Source organism: Streptomyces tubercidicus, from assembly GCF_027497495.1.
Classification (GTDB): domain Bacteria; phylum Actinomycetota; class Actinomycetes; order Streptomycetales; family Streptomycetaceae; genus Streptomyces; species Streptomyces tubercidicus.
Window position 1 is genome coordinate 4,936,564 of sequence record NZ_CP114205.1, and the last position, 18,963, is coordinate 4,955,526.

Annotated in this window: 18 protein-coding genes; 6 read left to right on the plus strand and 12 right to left on the minus strand. The window is 72.6% G+C overall.

Annotation, left to right across the window (positions count from 1 at the left end):
- Positions 1 to 25 precede the first annotated feature (25 nt).
- The 3 genes from STRTU_RS21550 to STRTU_RS21560 all read right to left on the minus strand — a co-directional run bounded on the left by STRTU_RS21550 (position 26) and on the right by STRTU_RS21560 (position 3,090).
- The gene (locus STRTU_RS21550; protein ID WP_159745277.1) at positions 26 to 1,450 is read right to left on the minus strand and encodes a purine-cytosine permease family protein; all 1,425 of its coding nucleotides are present in this window, start codon (positions 1,448 to 1,450) and stop codon (positions 26 to 28) included.
- A 150-nt stretch (positions 1,451 to 1,600) separates the two neighbouring features.
- Complete coding sequence (locus STRTU_RS21555) at positions 1,601 to 2,158, minus strand: cysteine dioxygenase (RefSeq protein ID WP_159745279.1); 558 nt, start codon at positions 2,156 to 2,158, stop codon at positions 1,601 to 1,603.
- The gene (locus STRTU_RS21560) at positions 2,155 to 3,090 is read right to left on the minus strand and encodes an amidohydrolase family protein (protein WP_159745281.1); all 936 of its coding nucleotides are present in this window, start codon (positions 3,088 to 3,090) and stop codon (positions 2,155 to 2,157) included. The genes STRTU_RS21555 and STRTU_RS21560 overlap by 4 nt, the downstream gene beginning before the upstream one ends.
- Positions 3,091 to 3,343: 253 nt before the next feature.
- Between STRTU_RS21560 and STRTU_RS21565 the strand changes: the two genes are divergently transcribed.
- The 3 genes from STRTU_RS21565 to STRTU_RS21575 all read left to right on the plus strand — a co-directional run bounded on the left by STRTU_RS21565 (position 3,344) and on the right by STRTU_RS21575 (position 5,972).
- The gene (locus tag STRTU_RS21565) at positions 3,344 to 4,387 is read left to right on the plus strand and encodes a LacI family DNA-binding transcriptional regulator (protein ID WP_159745283.1); all 1,044 of its coding nucleotides are present in this window, start codon (positions 3,344 to 3,346) and stop codon (positions 4,385 to 4,387) included.
- Positions 4,388 to 4,556: 169 nt separating this feature from the next.
- Positions 4,557 to 4,718: a hypothetical protein gene (locus STRTU_RS21570; protein WP_159745285.1), complete on the plus strand. Its 162-nt coding sequence runs from the start codon at positions 4,557 to 4,559 to the stop codon at positions 4,716 to 4,718.
- Positions 4,719 to 4,931: 213 nt separating this feature from the next.
- On the plus strand, positions 4,932 to 5,972 hold the full coding sequence (locus STRTU_RS21575) for a sigma-70 family RNA polymerase sigma factor (RefSeq protein ID WP_159745287.1): 1,041 nt from the start codon (positions 4,932 to 4,934) through the stop codon (positions 5,970 to 5,972).
- Here STRTU_RS21575 and STRTU_RS21580 read toward each other — a convergent pair.
- The 4 genes from STRTU_RS21580 to STRTU_RS21595 all read right to left on the minus strand — a co-directional run bounded on the left by STRTU_RS21580 (position 5,950) and on the right by STRTU_RS21595 (position 9,512).
- Positions 5,950 to 6,876: an ABC transporter substrate-binding protein gene (locus STRTU_RS21580; RefSeq protein ID WP_159745289.1), complete on the minus strand. Its 927-nt coding sequence runs from the start codon at positions 6,874 to 6,876 to the stop codon at positions 5,950 to 5,952. The genes STRTU_RS21575 and STRTU_RS21580 overlap by 23 nt on opposite strands.
- Positions 6,877 to 6,941: 65 nt before the next feature.
- Positions 6,942 to 7,613 (minus strand): ABC transporter permease, encoded by a 672-nt coding sequence (locus tag STRTU_RS21585; RefSeq protein ID WP_159745291.1) that lies wholly within the window; start codon positions 7,611 to 7,613, stop codon positions 6,942 to 6,944.
- Between the two features lie 7 nt (positions 7,614 to 7,620).
- Positions 7,621 to 8,295, minus strand: a complete 675-nt coding sequence (locus STRTU_RS21590; RefSeq protein WP_159745293.1) for an ABC transporter permease — start codon at positions 8,293 to 8,295, stop codon at positions 7,621 to 7,623.
- On the minus strand, positions 8,292 to 9,512 hold the full coding sequence (locus STRTU_RS21595; protein ID WP_246240994.1) for an ABC transporter ATP-binding protein: 1,221 nt from the start codon (positions 9,510 to 9,512) through the stop codon (positions 8,292 to 8,294). Before STRTU_RS21595 ends, STRTU_RS21590 begins: the two co-directional genes overlap by 4 nt.
- A 185-nt stretch (positions 9,513 to 9,697) precedes the next feature.
- Here STRTU_RS21595 and STRTU_RS21600 point away from each other — a divergent pair, with 185 nt between their 5' ends.
- On the plus strand, positions 9,698 to 11,182 hold the full coding sequence (locus STRTU_RS21600; protein WP_159745295.1) for an aromatic amino acid ammonia-lyase: 1,485 nt from the start codon (positions 9,698 to 9,700) through the stop codon (positions 11,180 to 11,182).
- Positions 11,183 to 11,504: 322 nt separating this feature from the next.
- Positions 11,505 to 12,377 (plus strand): MurR/RpiR family transcriptional regulator, encoded by an 873-nt coding sequence (locus tag STRTU_RS21605; RefSeq protein WP_246241440.1) that lies wholly within the window; start codon positions 11,505 to 11,507, stop codon positions 12,375 to 12,377.
- Between the two features lie 360 nt (positions 12,378 to 12,737).
- Here the strand turns inward: STRTU_RS21605 and STRTU_RS21610 are convergent, their stop codons facing one another.
- The 5 genes from STRTU_RS21610 to STRTU_RS21630 all read right to left on the minus strand — a co-directional run bounded on the left by STRTU_RS21610 (position 12,738) and on the right by STRTU_RS21630 (position 17,073).
- Entirely contained in the window at positions 12,738 to 14,072 is a 1,335-nt protein-coding gene (locus STRTU_RS21610; RefSeq protein ID WP_159745299.1) for a type III PLP-dependent enzyme domain-containing protein, read from the minus strand.
- 112 nt (positions 14,073 to 14,184) lie between these two features.
- Entirely contained in the window at positions 14,185 to 15,159 is a 975-nt protein-coding gene (locus STRTU_RS21615; RefSeq protein WP_246240997.1) for an ABC transporter permease, read from the minus strand.
- Positions 15,156 to 16,127, minus strand: coding sequence for an ABC transporter ATP-binding protein (locus STRTU_RS21620; RefSeq protein WP_246241442.1), 972 nt, complete (start codon positions 16,125 to 16,127; stop codon positions 15,156 to 15,158). Before STRTU_RS21620 ends, STRTU_RS21615 begins: the two co-directional genes overlap by 4 nt.
- 50 nt (positions 16,128 to 16,177) lie before the next feature.
- Positions 16,178 to 16,567, minus strand: coding sequence for a transcriptional regulator (locus STRTU_RS21625; protein ID WP_159745303.1), 390 nt, complete (start codon positions 16,565 to 16,567; stop codon positions 16,178 to 16,180).
- A complete protein-coding gene (locus tag STRTU_RS21630; RefSeq protein WP_159745305.1) occupies positions 16,564 to 17,073 on the minus strand; it encodes a hypothetical protein in 510 nt (169 codons plus the stop codon). The genes STRTU_RS21625 and STRTU_RS21630 overlap by 4 nt, the downstream gene beginning before the upstream one ends.
- A 217-nt stretch (positions 17,074 to 17,290) precedes the next feature.
- Between STRTU_RS21630 and hutU the strand changes: the two genes are divergently transcribed.
- A complete protein-coding gene (hutU, locus tag STRTU_RS21635) occupies positions 17,291 to 18,961 on the plus strand; it encodes a urocanate hydratase (RefSeq protein WP_159745307.1) in 1,671 nt (556 codons plus the stop codon).
- Positions 18,962 to 18,963: the final 2 nt, after the last annotated feature.

Genomic DNA, 18,963 nt, shown 5'->3' on the forward strand with positions numbered 1-18,963 from the left:
GCGGCGGGCGGGCGGCGCGCTGGGGCTAACCCCCCGATTCGGCCGGATATCCGGCCGGGGAGCGCTCCTCCTGGAGCGGATCGGGTGCCGCGGTGCGCGCGGTGTCGTGCCGGGCGGTGAGCCAGTACAGGACGGCCGGTACGGCGAGTCCGACGAGCCAGGAGATATCGGCGCCGCCGAGCGGTGCGACCAGCGGGCCGGTGTAGAAGTGCGTGGCCAGGAACGGGAGCTGGGCGAGCACCCCGAGGACGTAGACCGTCAGGGCCCGCACGTTCCAGGCGCCGTAGCGGCCGGCCGGGTCGCTGAGCGCCGGGATGTCGTAGCGCTCCTTGGAGATCAGGTAGTAGTCGACGAGGTTGATCGCCGACCAGGGCGTGAAGAACGTCAGCAGGAACAGCAGGAAGTCCTTGAAGGACGCGAGGAACGAGTCCTTGCCCAGGAGGGCGACGGCGGTGCCCGCCACCATGATCCCCGCGATGTAGGCGGAGCGGCCGCGCGCGGAGAGCGTCCGCTGGCCGCGGAAGCCGCTGACGCTGGTGACCAGCGACATGAACCCGCCATAGGTGTTGAGGATGTTGATGGTGAGCTTGCCGAGGGCGATGACGAAGTAGAGGCACGAGGCGATCAGTCCGGCGCCGCCCAGGCCGACGAGGTAACTGACCTCGTGGCCCACGAACGCGGCCGGCGCCGCGGCGGCCGCCAGCGCGCCGAACGTCATCGACCACTGCGAGCCGAGCACCGAGCCGGACAGCGTCCACCAGAACGTGGCGCGCGCCGAGGTGTGCCGCGGCAGGTAGCGGGAGTAGTCGGCGACGTACGGGCCGAACGCCAGCTGCCAGGAGGCCGAGAGCGAGACGGCGAGCAGGAAGACCGGCAGCCCGAAGCGGTGGTCGGCGAGGAGCGTGCCGAGGTCGGTGCGCTGCAGCAGCCGGATGCCGAGGTAGACGAAGGCCAGCGCGCAGACCAGACCGGCGATCTTGCCGAGGGTGTGGATGAGGCGGTAGCCGACGGCCGCGGCGACGGCGGTGACCGCGGCGAAGAGCACGATCCCCGGCGTCTCGCCGAGGTGGGTCAGCTCACCGACCGCCTGTCCGGCCAGCACGCTGCCGCTGGCGAAGAAGCCGATGTACATCACGATGACCAGTGCCAGCGGAACCACCGCGCCGCGCACCCCGAACTGGGCCCGGGAGGTGATCATCTGTGGCAGCCCGAGCCGCGGCCCCTGCGCGGAGTGCAGCGCCATCACCGCACCGCCCAGGAGGTTGCCGAGCAGCAGCCCGATCAGCGACCAGAAGGCGTTCGCCCCGAAGACGACGGCCAGCGCGCCGGTGATGACGGCGGTGATCTGGAGGTTGGCGCCCAGCCAGAGGGTGAACTGGCTGAACGGACTGCCGTGCCGTTCGTCGTCGGGGACGACATCGATGGAGCGCTGCTCGACCACACCTGCCATGAATCCGCCTCGGGTTGCTGCCTCCTGTATGGATCCATGCAGGATCGATGGCGGTGAATGGAAGGTCAATAGGTGGGAGCGGTGAGGGTGGTTAATTAGTGGTAACGGGTGGCGGGTGGCGGCTCTGGTGGCCGTCGGGCGGTGGCCGGCTCAGGCGGCGGTCGGCGCGTCCACCGGCCGCAGCTCGTCCGCGTACGAGACGGAGATCCGCCGCATCAGCCCGTCCTCGGTGATGTCGTACTGGCCCAGGCGCCACAGCGGCGGCGAGTAGGCGTGCACCGACACCGCGTCGTCGGTCGCGCCGGTGAGGCGGTGGATATGGTCCGGCCCGAAGCAGAACGAGGAGCCCGCGCCGACCGCGGTGGCCAGATGCTCGCCGCCGATCCGGGGGTTGGACTCGGTCAGGACGCCCTGGACGACCCGCACCGCCCCGGAGGAGAGGTCGTGGTCGTGCCAGCCGGTGTCGTTCTGCCGGGTCCAGCACAGCAGCCAGACGTCGACGAACTCATCGCGGTACAGCGAGGCGTAGTGCCGCTCGGTGTCGGAGAACGCGACCTGCCCGCGCCACAGCTCCGGACGCGCCGCCAGCCCGTCGACCAGGGTCCGCAGCTCGCGCTTGTCGAGGTTGCGTTCGGGCAGTGCGGTGAACGGCTGCTCGCCGTCGGGGACCTCACGGGCGGTGTCGGCCTGGGAGGCGGTGTCCGTCATGGACGGGCTCCTTTCGTCGGGCCCAGCAGGCGGGCCGGGTTGGTGTGGCGCAGGGCGTGGACGGCGGCGTCCGCGCCGAGGTCGGGGATGACGGGGGCGGCATACGGGCGGTCACTTCCGCTGACCACCACATCGATGCCGACGGCCCGTACGAGGGCGTCCACCGCACGGGTGCCGTAGGAGGACGTCTCGTAGAACGCGCGGCAGTCCACCCGCCCGCGGTCCCGTCCGCCGCCGCGCGCGACCAGCCGCTCCCCGTGCAGCGGCGCCAGACCGGCCAGCGCGGCGAAGCAGACCCGCAGCTCCGGGTGGCGCGGCCGGCCGAAGGCGCGGAACGCGAACCAGGACGTGTGCAGCTGCTGCACGTACGGGACGAGGGCGGGCCACCAGGCGGGGGTGGCGGGCTCGGCGCCGGCCGTGGGCTCGGCGGCCGGGGCGGCGCCGGGGTGGATGAACAGTGGCTTGTCCTGCTCGGCGGCGACCTCCAGCAGCGGTGCGCAGCGCGCCCAGCCCGCGGCGTCGAGCAGGGCGGTCGCCGGGAGCTGGAGGCCCGCACAGCCGCGCGCCAGCTCGCGCCGCAGCGCCTCGGGGTCGGGCTCGGGGGCGGAGAGGCAGGCCGAGGCCCAGACGCCGAAGGGGGCGGGCAGGTCCAGCGCGCCGTCATGGAACGCGGTGAGCAGTGGGGCTGCCTCCGCTGGCGGCAGATATTCGATGCCGAGCGGACTGGAGAGCGACACCAGGGCGAGATCCAGGCCGTCGGCGCGGGCGAGCCGGGCGCGGGCCGCGATGTCGTGGTCGGCGGGGTCGACGGCGTACGGCGGCTCACCGGGCAGATGCAGCGTCCAGCCGTCGAGCCGGGGCGGCGCGGTGCGGGACCGCAGCAGGGCGAGGAACCCGGGTGGCCAGATGTGCTGGTGGACGTCAGTGGGCACGGGCCTCCCTCCGGGACGGCGCGGTCGTACGGACGGCGCGGGCGGGCCGTGGTGCGTAGCCCCGCGGCAGCCCTGAACCGTTTCACTTAACCGATTAACTGATGCGTTTAAGTGAAACGGTTAACACCCGCAGCTGTCAAGGCCGTACCGGACCGGCCGGGCCGTGGACGCCGTCGATCCCGGCCCCGTATGCGCCCTCGGAAAGACCGCATCGTGGACCGGTGCGGCGCCCTCCTTGGGTAGGCTTCCGGACATGGCCAGGCCCAATAAGCGCACCACCCTCCGCGAGGTGGCCGAGGCCACCGGACTCTCCACCGCCGCCGTCTCCTACGCGCTGCGCGGCAAGCATGTCTCCAAGGAGACCGAGGAGCGGGTGCGCAAGGCCGCCGCCGAGCTCGGCTACGAGGCCGACCCGATCGCCCGCGCGCTCGCCAGCGGCCGTACGAGCACGGTCGGTGTGCTCGCCGGTGATCTCCAGGACCTGTGGCAGCAGCAGCTGATGGCGGCCATAGGGCGCGAACTGCTGGCCGGTGACCGTTATGCGCTGATCCTCGACGCGGGCGGTGACCCCGAACGCGAACTGGCGCTGGCCAAGCAGCTGCGTGACCAGCGGGTGGACGGTCTGCTGGTCTCGCCCGTCGACCCGTCCGCCGAGGGCTGGTCGAAGATCGCCGACGCGGTGCCGGTGGTCTCCATCGGCGACGCGCTGAGCCGCGCCCGTACGGCGGGCGAGGTGCTCTTCGACAACCGGGCGGGCATCGACGCGGTCCTCGACTACCTCCGCGGGCTGGGCCACCGCCGGGTCACCGTGCTGACCCCCACCGGCCCCTCCACCCCCGACCGCCCCGCCGACGTCTATGTCCGCGAGGCCGCCGACCGGCTCGGCATCGAGGCCGAAGTCCTGCCCTGCCCCCAGGAGTTGGACGCGGCGACCGCGATGGCCCGCCGCGTCCTGGCCAACAGCCCGGACGGCCGCCGCCCGGCCGGTGCGCTCGCCCCGCCCACCGCCGTCTTCTGCTTCTCCGACTCCATCGCCTACGGCGTCTACGCGGCCGCCGCCGAGGCCGCGCTCACCGTCGGCCGCGACCTCTCCGTCGTCGGCTTCGACGACCACCCCGTCTCCCGGGTCCTCACCCCGCCCCTGACCACCGTCGACTGGGGCCTGGCCGAGATCGCCAAGGAGGCCGCCCGCCTCGCGGTCGCCGCCATCGAGGGCCGCCGCGTCCGCCGCAAACGCATCCTCTGCGCCCCCCGCCTCTCGGAACGGCGCTCAGCGGTGGAGCCCCGGCGGGGGTGACACCGCGGGTCCGGCGCCCGGCTCGTCCCCCGCTGTTCACGCGCGGTCCGGGATTACGTGGTGCCCGGGATTACGTGGTGCCCGGCGGGATAGGCGGGTGTACAGGCGGCGCCGGGACGGGGGTGTGCCCCGGGCGCCACTGCCCTCGGGAAACGATGACGGGGAGGACATGAGAAAGGCATTGTTCGCCGGAATTCTGGCGGTCGTGGTCGTCTTTGCGCTCACGCACACCGCGTTCTCCGGTGTGACGGAACCCGCCCGGCTTCTGCTGAGCGTCCTGGCCGGTGCGGTCGTCGGAGGCGTACTGCGCGCCGTACAGCTACGCAGATGACCCGGGGGAGGACCGGCCGGAGCGATGGCCTCCGGCCCGTCCCGCGCGGGGCCGACCGTCCCCCGTTCCGCGCCTGCCTGACGCCTCCGGCCTCCGGCTGCACCCTCCCGTGCCGGAGAGCAGACTGGAGCCGGGCGTTCCGGTACGGTCGGGCGTGTGTTCCGGTGGTCGGCCGATGGGCGGATGGGCGGGTGCTCGATGAAACGGTCCTCGATGAGTGGAGCCGGGGCGGCCGGCCGGGCCCCGGTGGCCGGGGGAGCCCCGGCGGTGGAGGCCGCGGAGCCGGTGGAGCGGCTGGAGGCGCACCGCAGTGAACTGACCGGTTACTGCTATCGGATGCTGGGGTCGGCGTTCGAGGCCGAGGACGCCGTGCAGGAGACGATGGTGCGGGCCTGGCGGAGCTATGAGCGGTTCGAGGGGCGGGCCTCGCTGCGGTCCTGGCTCTACCGGATCGCCACCAATGTCTGTCTGGACCTGCTCAAGGGGAGTCAGCGCCGGGCCCGGCCGATGGATCTCGCGTCCCCGTCGAGCGTGGACAGCCCGATCGGCACGGGGCTGCCCGAGGCGGCCTGGATCGGGCCCATTCCGGACCAGCGGGTGCTGGCGTCCGCCGGGGACCCGGCGGAGACCGCCGTCGCCCGGGAGTCGATCCGGCTCGCCTTCATCTCCGCGCTGCAGCGGCTGGCGCCCCGGCAGCGGGCGGTGCTGATCCTGCGGGAGGTGCTCAGCTGGTCGGCGAGCGAGGTCGCGGAACTGCTCGGCAGCTCGGTCGCCTCGGTCAACAGCGCGCTGCAGCGGGCCCGTGCCACTCTCGCCGCGTCCGGCGACGGCGCCGCCGAGGCCCCGGCGCAGCCGCTGGACGACGCCCAGCAGGCGCTGCTGCGGCGCTATGTCGACGCCTTCGAGCGGTTCGACATGGACGCCCTCACGGCCGTGCTGCACGAGGACTCCACGCTGTCCATGCCGCCGTACGCACTGTGGCTGCGCGGCCGCGCCGACATCCTGAAATGGCTTCTCGGGCCGGGCGGCGGCTGCGAGGGGTCGCATCTGGTGCCGGTCAGGGCGAACGGCCGGGCCGGGTTCGGGCAGTACCGCGCGGACGGGAAGCCCTGGGCGCTCCAGGTGATCGAGACCGCGGACGGCCGGGTCACCGCCCTCCAGTCCTTCCTGGACACGGAGCGGCTGTTCCCGCTGTTCGGCCTGCCGCCCCGCTACGAGGGCCCCACCGGGATCAGCTCAGCTTCTGCTTCTTGAGCCACGCCTCGGCCACCCGGTCCGGGTCGCGCTTCTCCTTGTCGACGAGGCGGTTGAGTTCGGTGAGCTGCGGGGTGGTGAGGGCGTTGCCGAGGCGGGCGAGGGCCTTGCGGACCCGGGAGTCGGCCTTACGGGCGGCGATCAGCGGGACGATGTGCTGGGCCGGGATCAGGTTCTTGGGGTCGGCGAGCATGACCCAGCCGTTCTCCGCGGTGTCGACATCGGTGGTGAAGACGTTCGCGATATCGATGTCACCCTTCTTCAGCGCGCCCTTGACCAGCGGACCGGACGAGTCCAGCGCCTTGAACTCCTTGAATTCCACCCCGTACTGCTCCTTGAGGCCGACGACCCCGACGACCCGCTTCTTCATCTCGGCGGCGGCGCCGAAGACCAGCTTGCCGTTGACCTTGCGCAGATCGGCGAGCGTCTTCAGCCCGTAGCGGTCGGCGGTCTCCCGGGTCACGGCGAAGCTGTCGCGGTCCTCGGCGGCGGCGTACGGGAGGACTTCCAGGCCGTTCGGCAGCACGGTGGCCAGCGCGTTCTGCATCGCGCCCGCCTCGGTCTCGGTGGCCTTCTGGTCCAGGTAGAGCAGCAGGCTGCCCTGGTACTCGGGGAGCAGGTCGATATCGCCGGAGCGCAGTGCGGGGACCACGATCTCGCGGGAGCCGAGGTTGGGCTTGACGGTGGTCTTGACCCCGGCGGCGGTCAGCACGCCCGCGTAGAGGTAGCCGAGGATCTGGTTCTCGGTGAAGTTGGCGGTGCCGATGGTCAGTCCGCCGCTGCTGCTGCCGCTGTCGCCGCCGACGCCGTCCCCCTTGAGGGAGGTGATGCCGGAGGAGCAGGCGGCCAGCAGCGGGGCCGAGGCCCCGGCCAGGAGTGCGGTCAAGGCGGTACGACGGTTCATGGGCGGGACTCCTCGGGACGTACGGAGGGGACGGGGGCGGCGGTGCTCAGCAGGCGGCGCGGTGCTCAGCGGGCGGCGGCCGGGCGGCCCCGGAACAGCAGCCGCGTCAGACCGCCCAGCGCCAGGTCGGCGACGACGGCGAGCACGGCTACCAGGACCGCACCCCCGAGGACCTGCACCAGGTCGCGCTGCGCCAGGCCGTCGAAGACATAGCGGCCGAGCCCGCCGAAGCTGACGTAGGCGGCGATGGTGGCGGTGGCGACGACCTGCACGGTCGCCAGCCGCACGCCGGTCATGATCAGTGGGAGCGCGAGCGGGAGTTCGACCTGCCAGAGGACCTGGCGGCCGCGCAGCCCCACGCCCTTGGCGGCGTCCTTGACCTCGGGGTCGACGGCGGCCATCCCCGCGTACGTATTGGTGATGATCACCGGTACGGCGAGCGCGACCAGCGACACATACACCGGCCAGACGCTCAGCCCGCCCGCCAGGAACACCAGGGTGACCAGGCCGACGGTGGGCAGCGCCCGGCCGAAGGAGGAGAGGTTGACGGCGAGGAAGGCGCCGCGGCCGGTGTGCCCGATGAGCAGGCCGATGGGCAGCGCGATCACGGCCGCGGCCAGCGTGGCGAGCAGTGAGTACTCCAGGTGCTCCAGGACGCGGGTGGCGATGCCCTCGGGGCCGGACCACTGGGCCGCACTGGTCAGCCAGGAGGCGAGGTTCTTCAGGAGTTCGAGCATCGGCGCGTCACGCTGCCTTCCGCCGCAGAGAGGTGCGCTGCCGGGAGGTGCCGCGCAGCCAGGGGGTGCACAGCCACTGGACGGTCACCAGCAGCGCGTCGGCAACCAGGGCGAGCAGCAGGGTCAGGGCCACACCGGCGATGACCGGGGTGGGGTAGTTGCGCTGGAAGCCGTCGGTGAAGAGCTGGCCGAGGCCGCCGTATCCGATGTAACTGGCCACGCTGACCAGGGAGATGGACATGACGGTGGCGACCCGTACGCCCGCCATGATCACCGGGAGGGCGAGCGGCAGCTCGACGGTGAGCAGGGTGCGCAGCGGCCGGGTCCCCATCGCCTGGGATGCCTCGCGGGCCTTGGCCGGGACCGCGTCCAGGCCCTCGACGGTGTTCCGCACCAGCACGACCAGGGTGTACGCGGTCAGACCGACGATCGCGGTGGTGCGGGTCAGTCCGGTGACCGGCAGCAGCAGCACGAAGAAGGCGAGGGAGGGGATGGTGTAGAGGATGTTGGAGGCACCGAGGACGAAGCCGCGCAGCGGCCGTACGCGGTGTGCGAGGACCGCCAGTGGCAGCGCGATCAGCAGGCCGAGGAGGACCGCGGGGACGGCGGTGGCGAGGTGGTCCGCGGTGAGCCGGGCCATCTCGTCGGCGTGGTCGGGGAACCAGCCCCACTCGATGGTCATGCGGAGCGCTCCGGGGTGGCGGGGGGCTCTGCGGCGGACTCGGTAGCGGGCTCCGTAGCGGGCGGTTTCGGTGCGGACTCCGGGGTGGGTGCCGCTCGGCCCGTCTCCGTCTCCGCCGCCCGGCCCGCCTCCGCGTGGCTGCGGCCCGCGCGTTCGTGGATGGCGTCGCGGGAGGTGAGGCCGGTGAGCACGCCGTCGGCGGTGACCCGGGCGACCGCGGCGGCCGGGGAGGAAACGGCCTCGTTCAGCGCGGAGAGCAATGAGTCGGTGTCGCGCAGCGGCCGTACGGCCTCCAGAGCGGCCTCGCCGGCCGTGCCGCCGGACGGCAGCGCGTCGGTGTCCAGCCAGCCCAGCGGTTCGCCGCGCGGGGAGGTCACCAGGCGCCAGCGGTCGCCGTCGCGGGATATCCCGCCGACCGGCTCGTCCGCGCGTATCGCCCCGCCCGGCGCGTACGGCACGTCCGCGAGGGTGGTGAGCGAGAGCAGCTTCAGCCCGCGCTCGGCGCCCAGGAAGTCGGCGACGAAATCATCGGCCGGACGGGCCAGCAGCTCGGCGGGCGCGGCGCACTGGACGAGCCGGCCGCCGGTGCGGAAGACCGCGATCCGGTCGCCCAGCCGGACCGCCTCGTCGATGTCGTGGGTGACGAAGACGACGGTCTTGCGCAGCTCCTCCTGGAGCCGGAGCAGCTCGTTCTGCAGCTGGGTGCGGACCACCGGGTCGACCGCGCCGAACGGCTCGTCCATCAGGAGCACGGGCGGGTCGGCGGCGAGCGCACGGGCCACGCCGACGCGCTGCTGCTGGCCGCCGGAGAGCTGGTGCGGATAGCGCTTCCCGGCGTCGGCGGGCAGGCCAACCAGCTCCAGCAGCTCGGCGGCGCGGGCGCGGGCCTTGCGCCGGCCCCAGCCCAGCAGCAGCGGGACCGTCGCGATGTTGTCCAGGATCGTACGGTGAGGGAAGAGACCGGACTGCTGGATGACGTAGCCGATGCCGCGGCGCAGCTCGGCAGCGTCCGCCTCCAGGATGTCGCGGCCGCCGACGCTGATCGTGCCGGACGTCGGCTCGACCATGCGGTTGACCATCCGCAGGGTGGTCGTCTTGCCGCACCCCGATGAGCCGACGAGGACGGTGACGCCGCCCTCGGGAAGGTCCAGGGACAGCCCGTCCACGGCGGTGGTGCCATTCGGGTATCGCTTGCTGACTGCGTCGAACTTGATCATCCGCTGCCCCTTGCCCGGCCTGCATATGGTCATGCAGAGTCATAGGCGCGTGAATAGAAGTCAATAGGCGAACCTGAATCGCCTTTTCCCTCGCCTGTTGCGTCGGCTTACCGTACGGAACGGGGTGTCGGACTTCCATTAACAAAGCGCGATAAAAGAGGGAGTTGAGCCCCTTGGTTTCTCACATGCTGGACAACAGCCCCCGCACGGGCCGCCGCATCACACTCGACGGCAGCGCTCTGCACCCCGCCGATATCGCCGCCCTCGCCGAGCGCACCGCCCACCCCACGGCGCCCGACCCCAAGGCATTCGCCCGCGCCGAGGAATCCTGGGAAACCGCCCGCCGCCTCGCCGCCACCGGCCGGGTCTACGGACGCAGCACCGGCGTCGGCGCCAACCGCACGGAGGATGTCGGGGCCGCGGACGCCGAGCACGGACTGCGGCTGCTGCGCAGCCACGCCGGAGCGATCGGCGACCCGCTGCCCGGCCGCGAGGTCCGCGCCATGCTCGCGGTACGCGCCAACCAGCTGCTGGCGGGCGGCGCGGGCCTGAACCCCGCCGTCATCACCTCCCTGCTCGCCGCCCTGGACGCCGGCGCGCACCCCGTCGTCAACGAACACGGCGCCGTCGGCACCGGCGATCTGGCCGCGCTCGCCCAGACCGGCCTCGCCCTGGCCGGCGAACACCCCTGGCTCTGCGCGCCCGGCGCCCGTGCCCCCGCCCCCATCGCCCTCGACAACAACGACGCCCTCGCCCTGATCAGCAGCAACGCCCTCACCCTCGGCCAGTCCGCACTCGCCCTCGACGAACTGCGCCGGCTGCTGGCCGCCTCGCTCCCGATCGCCGCGCTCTCCCTCCTCGCGGTCGGCGGCTCCTACGAACCCTTCGCCGAACCGGTCATGCTCGCCCGCCCGCACCTCGGCTCCGCGGCCGCCGCCACCCGGCTGCGCGCCCTCTCCGGCATCCCGCCGCGCCCCGCTCCGCCCCTCGGCCGCATCCAGGACCCGTACGGCTTCCGCTGCCTCCCGCAGATACACGGCCCGGCGCTGGACGCCGCCGACACGCTGGAGGGGGTGCTGACCGTCGAGGTGAACGCCGCCGCCGAGAACCCCATGATCAGCATCGAGGACCAGGCCGCCTACCACCACGGCAACTTCTACGCCGCGCATGCCGCGCTCGCCCTGGACACCTTCCGGCTGGCCGTGCTGCAGACCGCCCGGCTGTCCACCGCCCGGCTCGCCGCGCTCTCCGAGCCCGACTTCACCCGGCTGCGGCCGTTCCTGGGCGACGCCGCGCCCGCCAGCTCCGGCGTGATGATCCTCGAATACGCGGCCGGCGCCGCGCTCGGCGAGATGCGCGCGGTCTCCCACCCCGCCTCGCTCGGCCACGCCGTGCTCTCCCGCGGCGTCGAGGAACAGGCCAGCTTCGCCTCCCTCGGCGCGCGCCAGGCCCTGCGCGCCTGTACGTACTACCGGCAGATCCTCGCCTGCGAACTGGTCGCCGCCATACGGGCCCTGCGGATGCGCTCCCTGGAACCCGACCCCGGACTGCCCCTCGCCACCGCCTACACCCTCGCCGCCGAGGCCCTCGACCCGCGGATGGAGGACCGTCCGCTGACGGATGATGTGGCGGTGGCGGCGGGGTTGCTGGAGGGGTTGGCGGAGCTGTGAGGGGCTGGTGGGGGCCGGCGCGGGTGAGGTGGCTGGGGTGGTCGGTGACCGAGGTGACCGGGGCGGCCCTGGCGGTCCCGTACGGCCGGGTGGGGTGGCGTACCCGGGACCGGAGCGGGCCAGGAATTCCGTACAGTCGGTCGACACAGGACAAGGCCCCCGACCGGGCCGGGAAGCAGAGGCGATGAGCGGGGACGGGGACAACGGCGGCGGCATCGGTGGCGGCCTCGGCGGCGCTGCTGACGATGGCGCGGGCGGCGGTGTGGACGGCGGGCGGGAGCCCGGTGCGGACAGCGGCGTGGACACCGATGCGGACAGTGGCATGGACAGCGGGATGGACATCGGCGTGGCCAGTGGTGTGGACACCGGTACCGCCGCCCGGCTGCAGAAGCTGTTCGAGGGCCACCGGCTGACCCCCACCCAGCGCCGGATCGCGCACTGCATGGTGCGCCGGGCCGCCGACGCGCCCTTCCTCTCCAGCGTCGAACTGGCCGAACTCGCCGGTGTCAGCCAGCCCTCCGTCACCCGCTTCGCCGTCGCCCTCGGCTTCGACGGCTACCCGGCGCTCCGCCGCCATCTGCGCGAGGTCGCCCCCACGGACAAGCCCGGCGACACCGGCTCCTACAACGAGTACCAGCAGGCCGTACAGGCCGAGATCGACAACCTCCGCCATCTCGCCGCCGCCCTCGCCGACCCGTCGCCGGTGATCGAGGCCGGCCGCCTCTTCGCCGCCTCCCGCCCGCTCCCCGTCCTCGGCCTGCGCGCCGCCACCGCCCAGGCCGCCGGCTTCAGCTACTTCGCCCGCAAGGTCCACCCCGACGTCCGGCTGCTCGACGAGGGCGGCACCATGCTCACCGACCGCATCGACGCCGCCGTACGGGCCGGTGCGAGCGCCCTCCTCTGCTTCGCCCTGCCCCGCCACCCCCGTGAGGTCGTCGACGCCCTGGAGTACGCCCGCACCTCCGGTCTGACCGTCGTCACCGTCGCCGACAGCGCCTTCGCCCCCGTCGCCCACCACACCGACCTCCTCCTCCCGGCCCCCGTCGGCACCGGCCTGGCCTTCGACACGGCCTGCGCCCCCATGCTGCTGGGCCGCGTCCTCCTGGAAGCGATGTGCGACGCCCTGCCCGACGCCCAGGCCCGCCTGGAGGAGTTCGACGCGAGGGCGGCGGCACGGGGGCTGTTCGTGGAGTGAGCGGGTGATCGTGGAGCCGGACGGACTTGTGCCCTGCATGGGCCGGGCGTGTGCCGGAGGCAGGCAGGGCGCAGCGGTCTCGGGGCGAGGAGGTCTGTCGTGGGGCGCGGGGCGGAGCGGCGGGCAAGGAGGTCCGCGGCTATGTGCTGACAGGGGCGGCGGCCGGGGACGCACGAGCCGGTGGGGCGCGGGCGGGTGCCACGCGGGCGTAGGGCCCATGGGCGGGTGCCATGCGGGCGTAGGACCCGTGGCCAGGTGGCGCACGGGCGTGGGGCGCGTAGCCAGGTGGCGCGCGGGCACGGGCGTTGCCTCGATGGCACCGGTTGGGCCCGGTGGTCCGGCGGCGGGCGGGTCGGCTACCTACGGCCGCCCGAGGTCGCGCAGGGCTGATGCGTGGGCCGAGCCGCTCTCCGTGGTGAGTTCCTCCAGTGTCTGCGGGGTGCGGATGGTCGCGAAGCGGAGGGTGCCGTCCGGGTCCGGCGCATAGCCGTAAATGCCGGGGCGGGGAAGGGAGTTGTAGGCGAAGTGCGTGGAGAAGTAGTACGCGCCGGTGTCCAGGAGGGCGGCGTGGTCACCGGCATCCAGGAGGGGGAGCGGCCGGTTCTCGGCGACCAGGTCACCGGCGAAGCAGCACGGCCCCGCGATGTCCTGGGCAACCGGAGCGCCCGTCTTGGGGCGCCCTTCGGCGTCGTAGGCGGCGACCCGGATCGGCCAGGCCTCGGGGACGAAGACCGTGCGGGTGGCGACCTGGGCGCCGGCATGGGTGACGGCGATGGGGCGGCCGCCGGCCGACTTGGCGTACTCGACCCGGGCGAGGACCGTACCGTGCTTCGCCAGCAGTGAGCGGCCGAACTCGGTGACGAGCCCGTAGCGCCCGGACAGCAGGCCGGGGACCGTCGCGTGCAGCAGCGCGGCGTACTCGCGGTAGGTCGGGGTGGTGGCGTCCGAGGAGAAGTTCACCGGCAGGCCGCCGCCGATGTCGAGGGTGTCGATCTGGCGCCGGCCGGCCCGCTCGTTGATCTCCTCGGCCAGCACGAACAGGGCCCGTACCCCCGCGGCCATCAGCTCCAGCGGCATGCCCTGGGAGCCGACATGGGCGTGCAGCCGGGTCAGCCACGGGCGGTCAAGGAAGGCGCGGACGACCCACTCGCGGGCACCCTCGTCACGCAGCGCGACACCGAACTTCGAGGTGTCGGTGGCGGTGCTCATCGCCCCGATGGTGCCGCCGCCGATCTGCGGATTGACCCGCAGACCGATGGGCGCGGTGCTCGGCGCGGTGCCCATCAGCGCGTCGATCCGCGCCAGCTCCTCCGGGTTGTCGGCGTTGACGGCGATCCCGAGGGCCAGCGCCTCACGCAGCTCGGCGTGGGTCTTGGCGGGCGAGTCCAGGACGGTCCGCGTGACCGGCACCCCGGCGGCACGGGCCAGCGCCAGCTCACCGGGACTGGCCACCTCGCAGCCGAGCCCCTCCTGCGCGAGCAGCTCCAGCACGGGCACGAGCGAGGCAGCCTTCACCGCGAAGGCGTGCAGGACCGGGGTGCCCGGGGCGGTGAACTCCTCGAACGCGGCGCGGAGTTCACCCGCCGAACGCCGGATCCCGGCAATGTCCAGCAGCCCCGCCACGGGTTCGCCGGCCCCCACCAGCCCCCGCGCAACGGCTGCCTCTACGGCTCGATCTCGCTCCGTAAACGTCATGGTTCAACTCCACCATTGGCCGGGGGTACAACGCCAACGCATAGTGGCGGCACAGCGCGGCCAGGACAAAAGGCGCTGGTCAGGGCACCTTCGCACCTCCCGTCCCCCTCCCTCAATCTGCCTGGCTTCCGCTCAGCCCCGCCCTGCGGTGGCGTTCGCTGAGGCGGGAGCCGGATTCGCGGCGGGCGGCGCGGCGCAGGAGGGGGATGGCGAGGAGGAAGCCGAGGACGGCCCAGGCGGTGAGTATCAGGGCCACCGTGGGCAGCTCCCAGGAGCCGGCCGGTTCGGCGGCGCGGGCGGCGTCGGGAAGGAGGGCCGAGCGCAGGCCCTGCGCCATCCACTTCAGGGGGAAGACGGAGGCTATCTTCTGGACCGCTTCGGGCAGGGCGGTGAGGGGGAACATCGCCCCTGAGGTGATCAGCAGCGCCATGACGGGCAGCATGATCAGCGCAAGCGCCTCACGAGGGTTCGGCAGCACGGCGCCGATGGCCGCTCCCAGCGGAACGACGGCGAGCAGTCCGAGCGCACTGACCCACAGCAGCGTCAACCAGCCTGCCGGCCCGTGCGGCAGCGGCCCGTCCACCAGCAGCGCGGCCGTTCCCAGCAGCAGCACCAGCGTGCCGAACGCCATCGCGACCACCAGCAGCGACTTGGCGACGAGATAGGCCGGTATGCCGCCGGGTGTGGCACGCAGCCGCAGCAGGGTGCCCTCCTCGCGCTCGGTCACCAGGATCTGCGGAAGATTGACCAGCCCGATCTGGAACAGCAGATAGGCGGCGAATCCTGAGAGCGTCAGATGGGCCATCGGGACCTGGGTGCCGGGCACCTTGTCGCTGAGGTAGCCGGCGAGCGCGAGCGCCACGACGACATTGACCAGATGGCCGCTCAACTCCTTGGGGTTACGCAGGAGATGGCGTAGCTCGATGCCGCCGCGGAGGAGCCCGGCGCGCCAGTAGCGGCGGCGGGGATGCGGGGCACCGCCCGCCTCCCGGTATGCCGCACCGGCCCCCTCGGTCGTGTCCCTCGTCCCGGTCGTTCCGGTCTTCCCCGTCGCTTCCGGCACGGATGTCACTTCGGTCCCCCTCATGCCGCTCGCTCCTCCCGGTCCGAGGCCCCGTTCATGTCCAAGGCCCCGGCCCCGCTCGCCCCCGTGGTCCCGGCGTCGGCGTCGGTGTCGTCCCCGTCATCCCCGTCGTCCCGGTGGACCATGTGCAGATAGGTGTCCTCCAGCGTCGGCCGACGGACCTCCAGGCCGGGGACCGGGCCCTGCGTCTCCCGGTGGAGTTCCCAGACCAGCTGGGACGGGTCCTCGGTCCGTTCGCGCCGGGCCGTACCGTCGGGTGCCGTCCAGCGCACCTCGGCCTGGGCGGCGGCCCTGCGGGCCAGTTCCGACGGGGTGCCGCAGGCCCGGATCCGGCCGCTGACCAGCATCGCTATGCGGTCGGCCAGCCGCTCGGCCTCGGCCAGATCGTGGGTGGTGAGCAGGATCGTGACGCCCTCGTCGCGGGCGAGCCGTTCGACCAGATCGTGGAAGTCGCGCCGGGCCTCGGGATCGAAGCCGGTCGTCGGCTCGTCCAGGAAGAGGAGTTCGGGGCGGCCGACGATGGCGAGTGCGACGTCCAGACGGCGGCGCTGGCCGCCGGAGAGCCGGTCGACCTGCTGGCGGGCCTGCTCGGTGAGGCCCACCAGGGCGAGGAGTTCGGCCGGGTCGCGGGGCCGCGGGTAGTACGTGGCGAAGTGCGTCAGCAGCTCGGCGACCTGCCAGCGGCGGTGGTCGCGCCAGGACTGCAGGACCAGGCCGATCCGCGCGCGCCAGGCGTCGTTACCGCGCGCCGGGTCCGTGCCCAGGACGGCGGCCTCGCCGGCGGAGCGCTGCCGGAAGCCCTCCAGAATCTCGACGGTGGTGGTCTTCCCGGCGCCGTTGGGGCCGAGCAGCGCGAAGATCTCGCCGCGGTGGATGTCGAGGTCGATGCCGTGCAGGACGTGCCGGCTTCCGTACGACATCTGCACGTCGCGTACCCGGATGACGGGTTGGCGGGGTGCGGTGGCGCCCATGGGTGCGGGAGTCGTCGTGGCCGGGGCTACGGGCTGGTGGTCGGTTGTCGTCATCGGCCCGCCTTCGCGTGATGTGGGCGCTGCTGGGTGTCTGATGCCGTCGCCGCGGCGGCCTCCGGTCCGGTGGCTGCGGGCGCCGCAGTGGGCCCCGCGCCCTCGACGATGGCGCGGAGGGCGGCGACATGTCCCTCGAAGGCGGTCCGGCCGAGGCTCGTCAGCCGTACCTTGGTGCGGCGTTTGCGGCCGCCGCCCTCCTTGCGGATCTCCAGATATCCGGCCTCTTCCAGGGTGGACAGCTGCTTGGAGAGTGCGGAGTCGCTGAGCGAGAGGCTGTCGCGGAGGAAAGGGAAGTCGGCCCATTCCGCGGCGGCGAGCAGCGCGACCACGGACAGCCGGGTGGCGGGGTGGATCAGTTCGTCGAAGCCGCTCGGGGTGCTCATCGGGCCGCCTTTCGGTGCGGAGTTCTTTCGCCTCGGTCGCGGAGTGTGCTGACCGCCCAGCGGTTCGCCGGGCCGACGAAGAGCAGGAAGGCGCCCGACGAGATCGTGGCCTGGATCAGGCTGCCGAACGGCAGCGCCAGCCAGTCGACCAGACGGCCGGAGAGCAGGATGGCCGCGAGGGTCACCGCCGCGCCCGCGAAGAAGGTGGCGAGCGACCGCCAGCTGTGGCGCGAGCGGTGCAGCCGGATCCGCGTCCGGCGGTTGTGGACCACGCCCAGGGTGCCCAGCACGGCGACGTACGCGGTCAGCGTCAGCCAGAAGGCCCATCCGGGCAGATCGTCCAGGCCGGAGACGGCGAGGAACAGCCACATGACCGCGGCGGTGGTGTACGCCGCCCCGGCATCGTCATGGGCGGTTCTTTCGATCTCGTCGTACACCCGCTCCTGCGGGACCCGGATGCGCTGTAGATCCTGCCAGGCCCGTTCGGCATCCATCGTCGTGCTCATGCTCGTCGCCTCCCCAAGGCGTTCGGGCCGCCCCCGTTGACTTGCCCACTAGGAAAGTTAGCGCAGACTTTCCCGCTGGGCAAGTCAAAAATTTCGGGAGCGGTGGCTGGTTAGCGCGGCTCGTCGCGGGTGGCGCACCGCGTGCTGTTGACTAGTGCTATTCAGCAACCCAATATGTGAATAGCTCAATCCAATCGACGTCAGGGAGGCACGGCCCATGTCGGGACCGCGACCCGTGCGGGCACCGCGCGGTACGGAGCTGAGTGCTCGGGGATGGCAGCAGGAAGCCGCGCTGCGCATGCTGCAGAACAACCTCGATCCGGAGGTGGCCGAACACCCGGACAAGCTCGTCGTCTACGGCGGCACGGGCAAGGCCGCACGTGACTGGCGCTCCTTCGACGCGATGGTGCGCACGCTCACCACGCTCAAGCAGGACGAGACGATGCTCGTCCAGTCCGGCCGGCCGGTCGGCGTGATGCAGACGCACGAATGGGCACCGCGGGTGCTCATCGCCAACTCCAACCTCGTCGGCGACTGGGCCAACTGGGAGGAGTTCCGCCGCCTGGAGGCCCTCGGCCTGACCATGTACGGGCAGATGACCGCCGGTTCGTGGATCTACATCGGCACCCAGGGCATCCTCCAGGGCACCTACGAGACCTTCGCGGCCGTCGCGGCGAAGAAGTTCGGCGGCACCCTCGCCGGGACCATCACGCTCACCGCCGGCCTCGGCGGTATGGGCGGCGCCCAGCCGCTCGCCGTCACCATGAACGACGGCGTCGCCATCTGCATCGACGTCGACCCGCGGGCCATCGAGCGCCGGATCGAGCACCGCTACCTGGACGTGAAGGCCAACAGCCTCAAGCACGCCCTCGAACTCGCCGTCGAGGCCCGCGACCAGCGCAAACCGCTCTCCATCGGGCTGCTCGGCAACGCCGCGGAGCTGCTGCCGCAGATGCTCGCCGAGGGCGCGCCGATCGACATCGTCACCGACCAGACCAGCGCCCACGACCCGCTGGCCTATCTGCCGGTCGGCATCGACTTCGACGACATGGCCGCCTACGCCGCCGAGAAGCCCGCCGACTTCACCCAGCGGGCGCGGGAGTCGATGGCCCGGCACGTCGAGGCCATGGTCGGCTTCATGGACGCCGGTGCCGAGGTCTTCGACTACGGCAACTCGATCCGCGGTGAGGCCCAACTCGCCGGATACGAGCGGGCCTTCGCCTTCCCCGGCTTCGTCCCTGCCTATATCCGGCCACTGTTCGCCGAGGGCAAGGGCCCGTTCCGCTGGGCCGCGCTGTCCGGTGACGCCCGGGACATCGCCGCGACCGACAAGGCGATCCTGGACCTCTTCCCGGAGAACGAGTCGCTGGCCCGCTGGATCAAGATGGCCGGTGAGCGGGTCCACTTCCAGGGCCTGCCCGCCCGGATCTGCTGGCTCGGCTACGGCGAGCGCGACAAGGCCGGTGAGCGCTTCAACGAGATGGTCGCCGACGGCACCCTGCGCGCCCCGCTGGCCATCGGCCGCGACCACCTCGACTGCGGCTCCGTCGCCTCGCCCTACCGGGAGACCGAGGCCATGAAGGACGGCTCGGACGCGATCGCCGACTGGCCGCTGCTCAACGCCATGGTCAATGTCGCCTCCGGCGCCTCCTGGGTCTCGCTGCACCACGGCGGCGGCGTCGGCATGGGCCGCTCGATCCACGCCGGACAGGTCACCGTCGCCGACGGCACCCCGCTGGCCGGCGAGAAGATCCGCCGGGTGCTCACCAACGACCCCGGTATGGGCGTCATCCGGCATGTCGACGCGGGCTACGAGCGCGCCGACGAGGTCGCCGCAGAGCGCGGCGTCCGCATCCCGATGCGCGAGGGCGAAGGCGGGGACGCGTGACC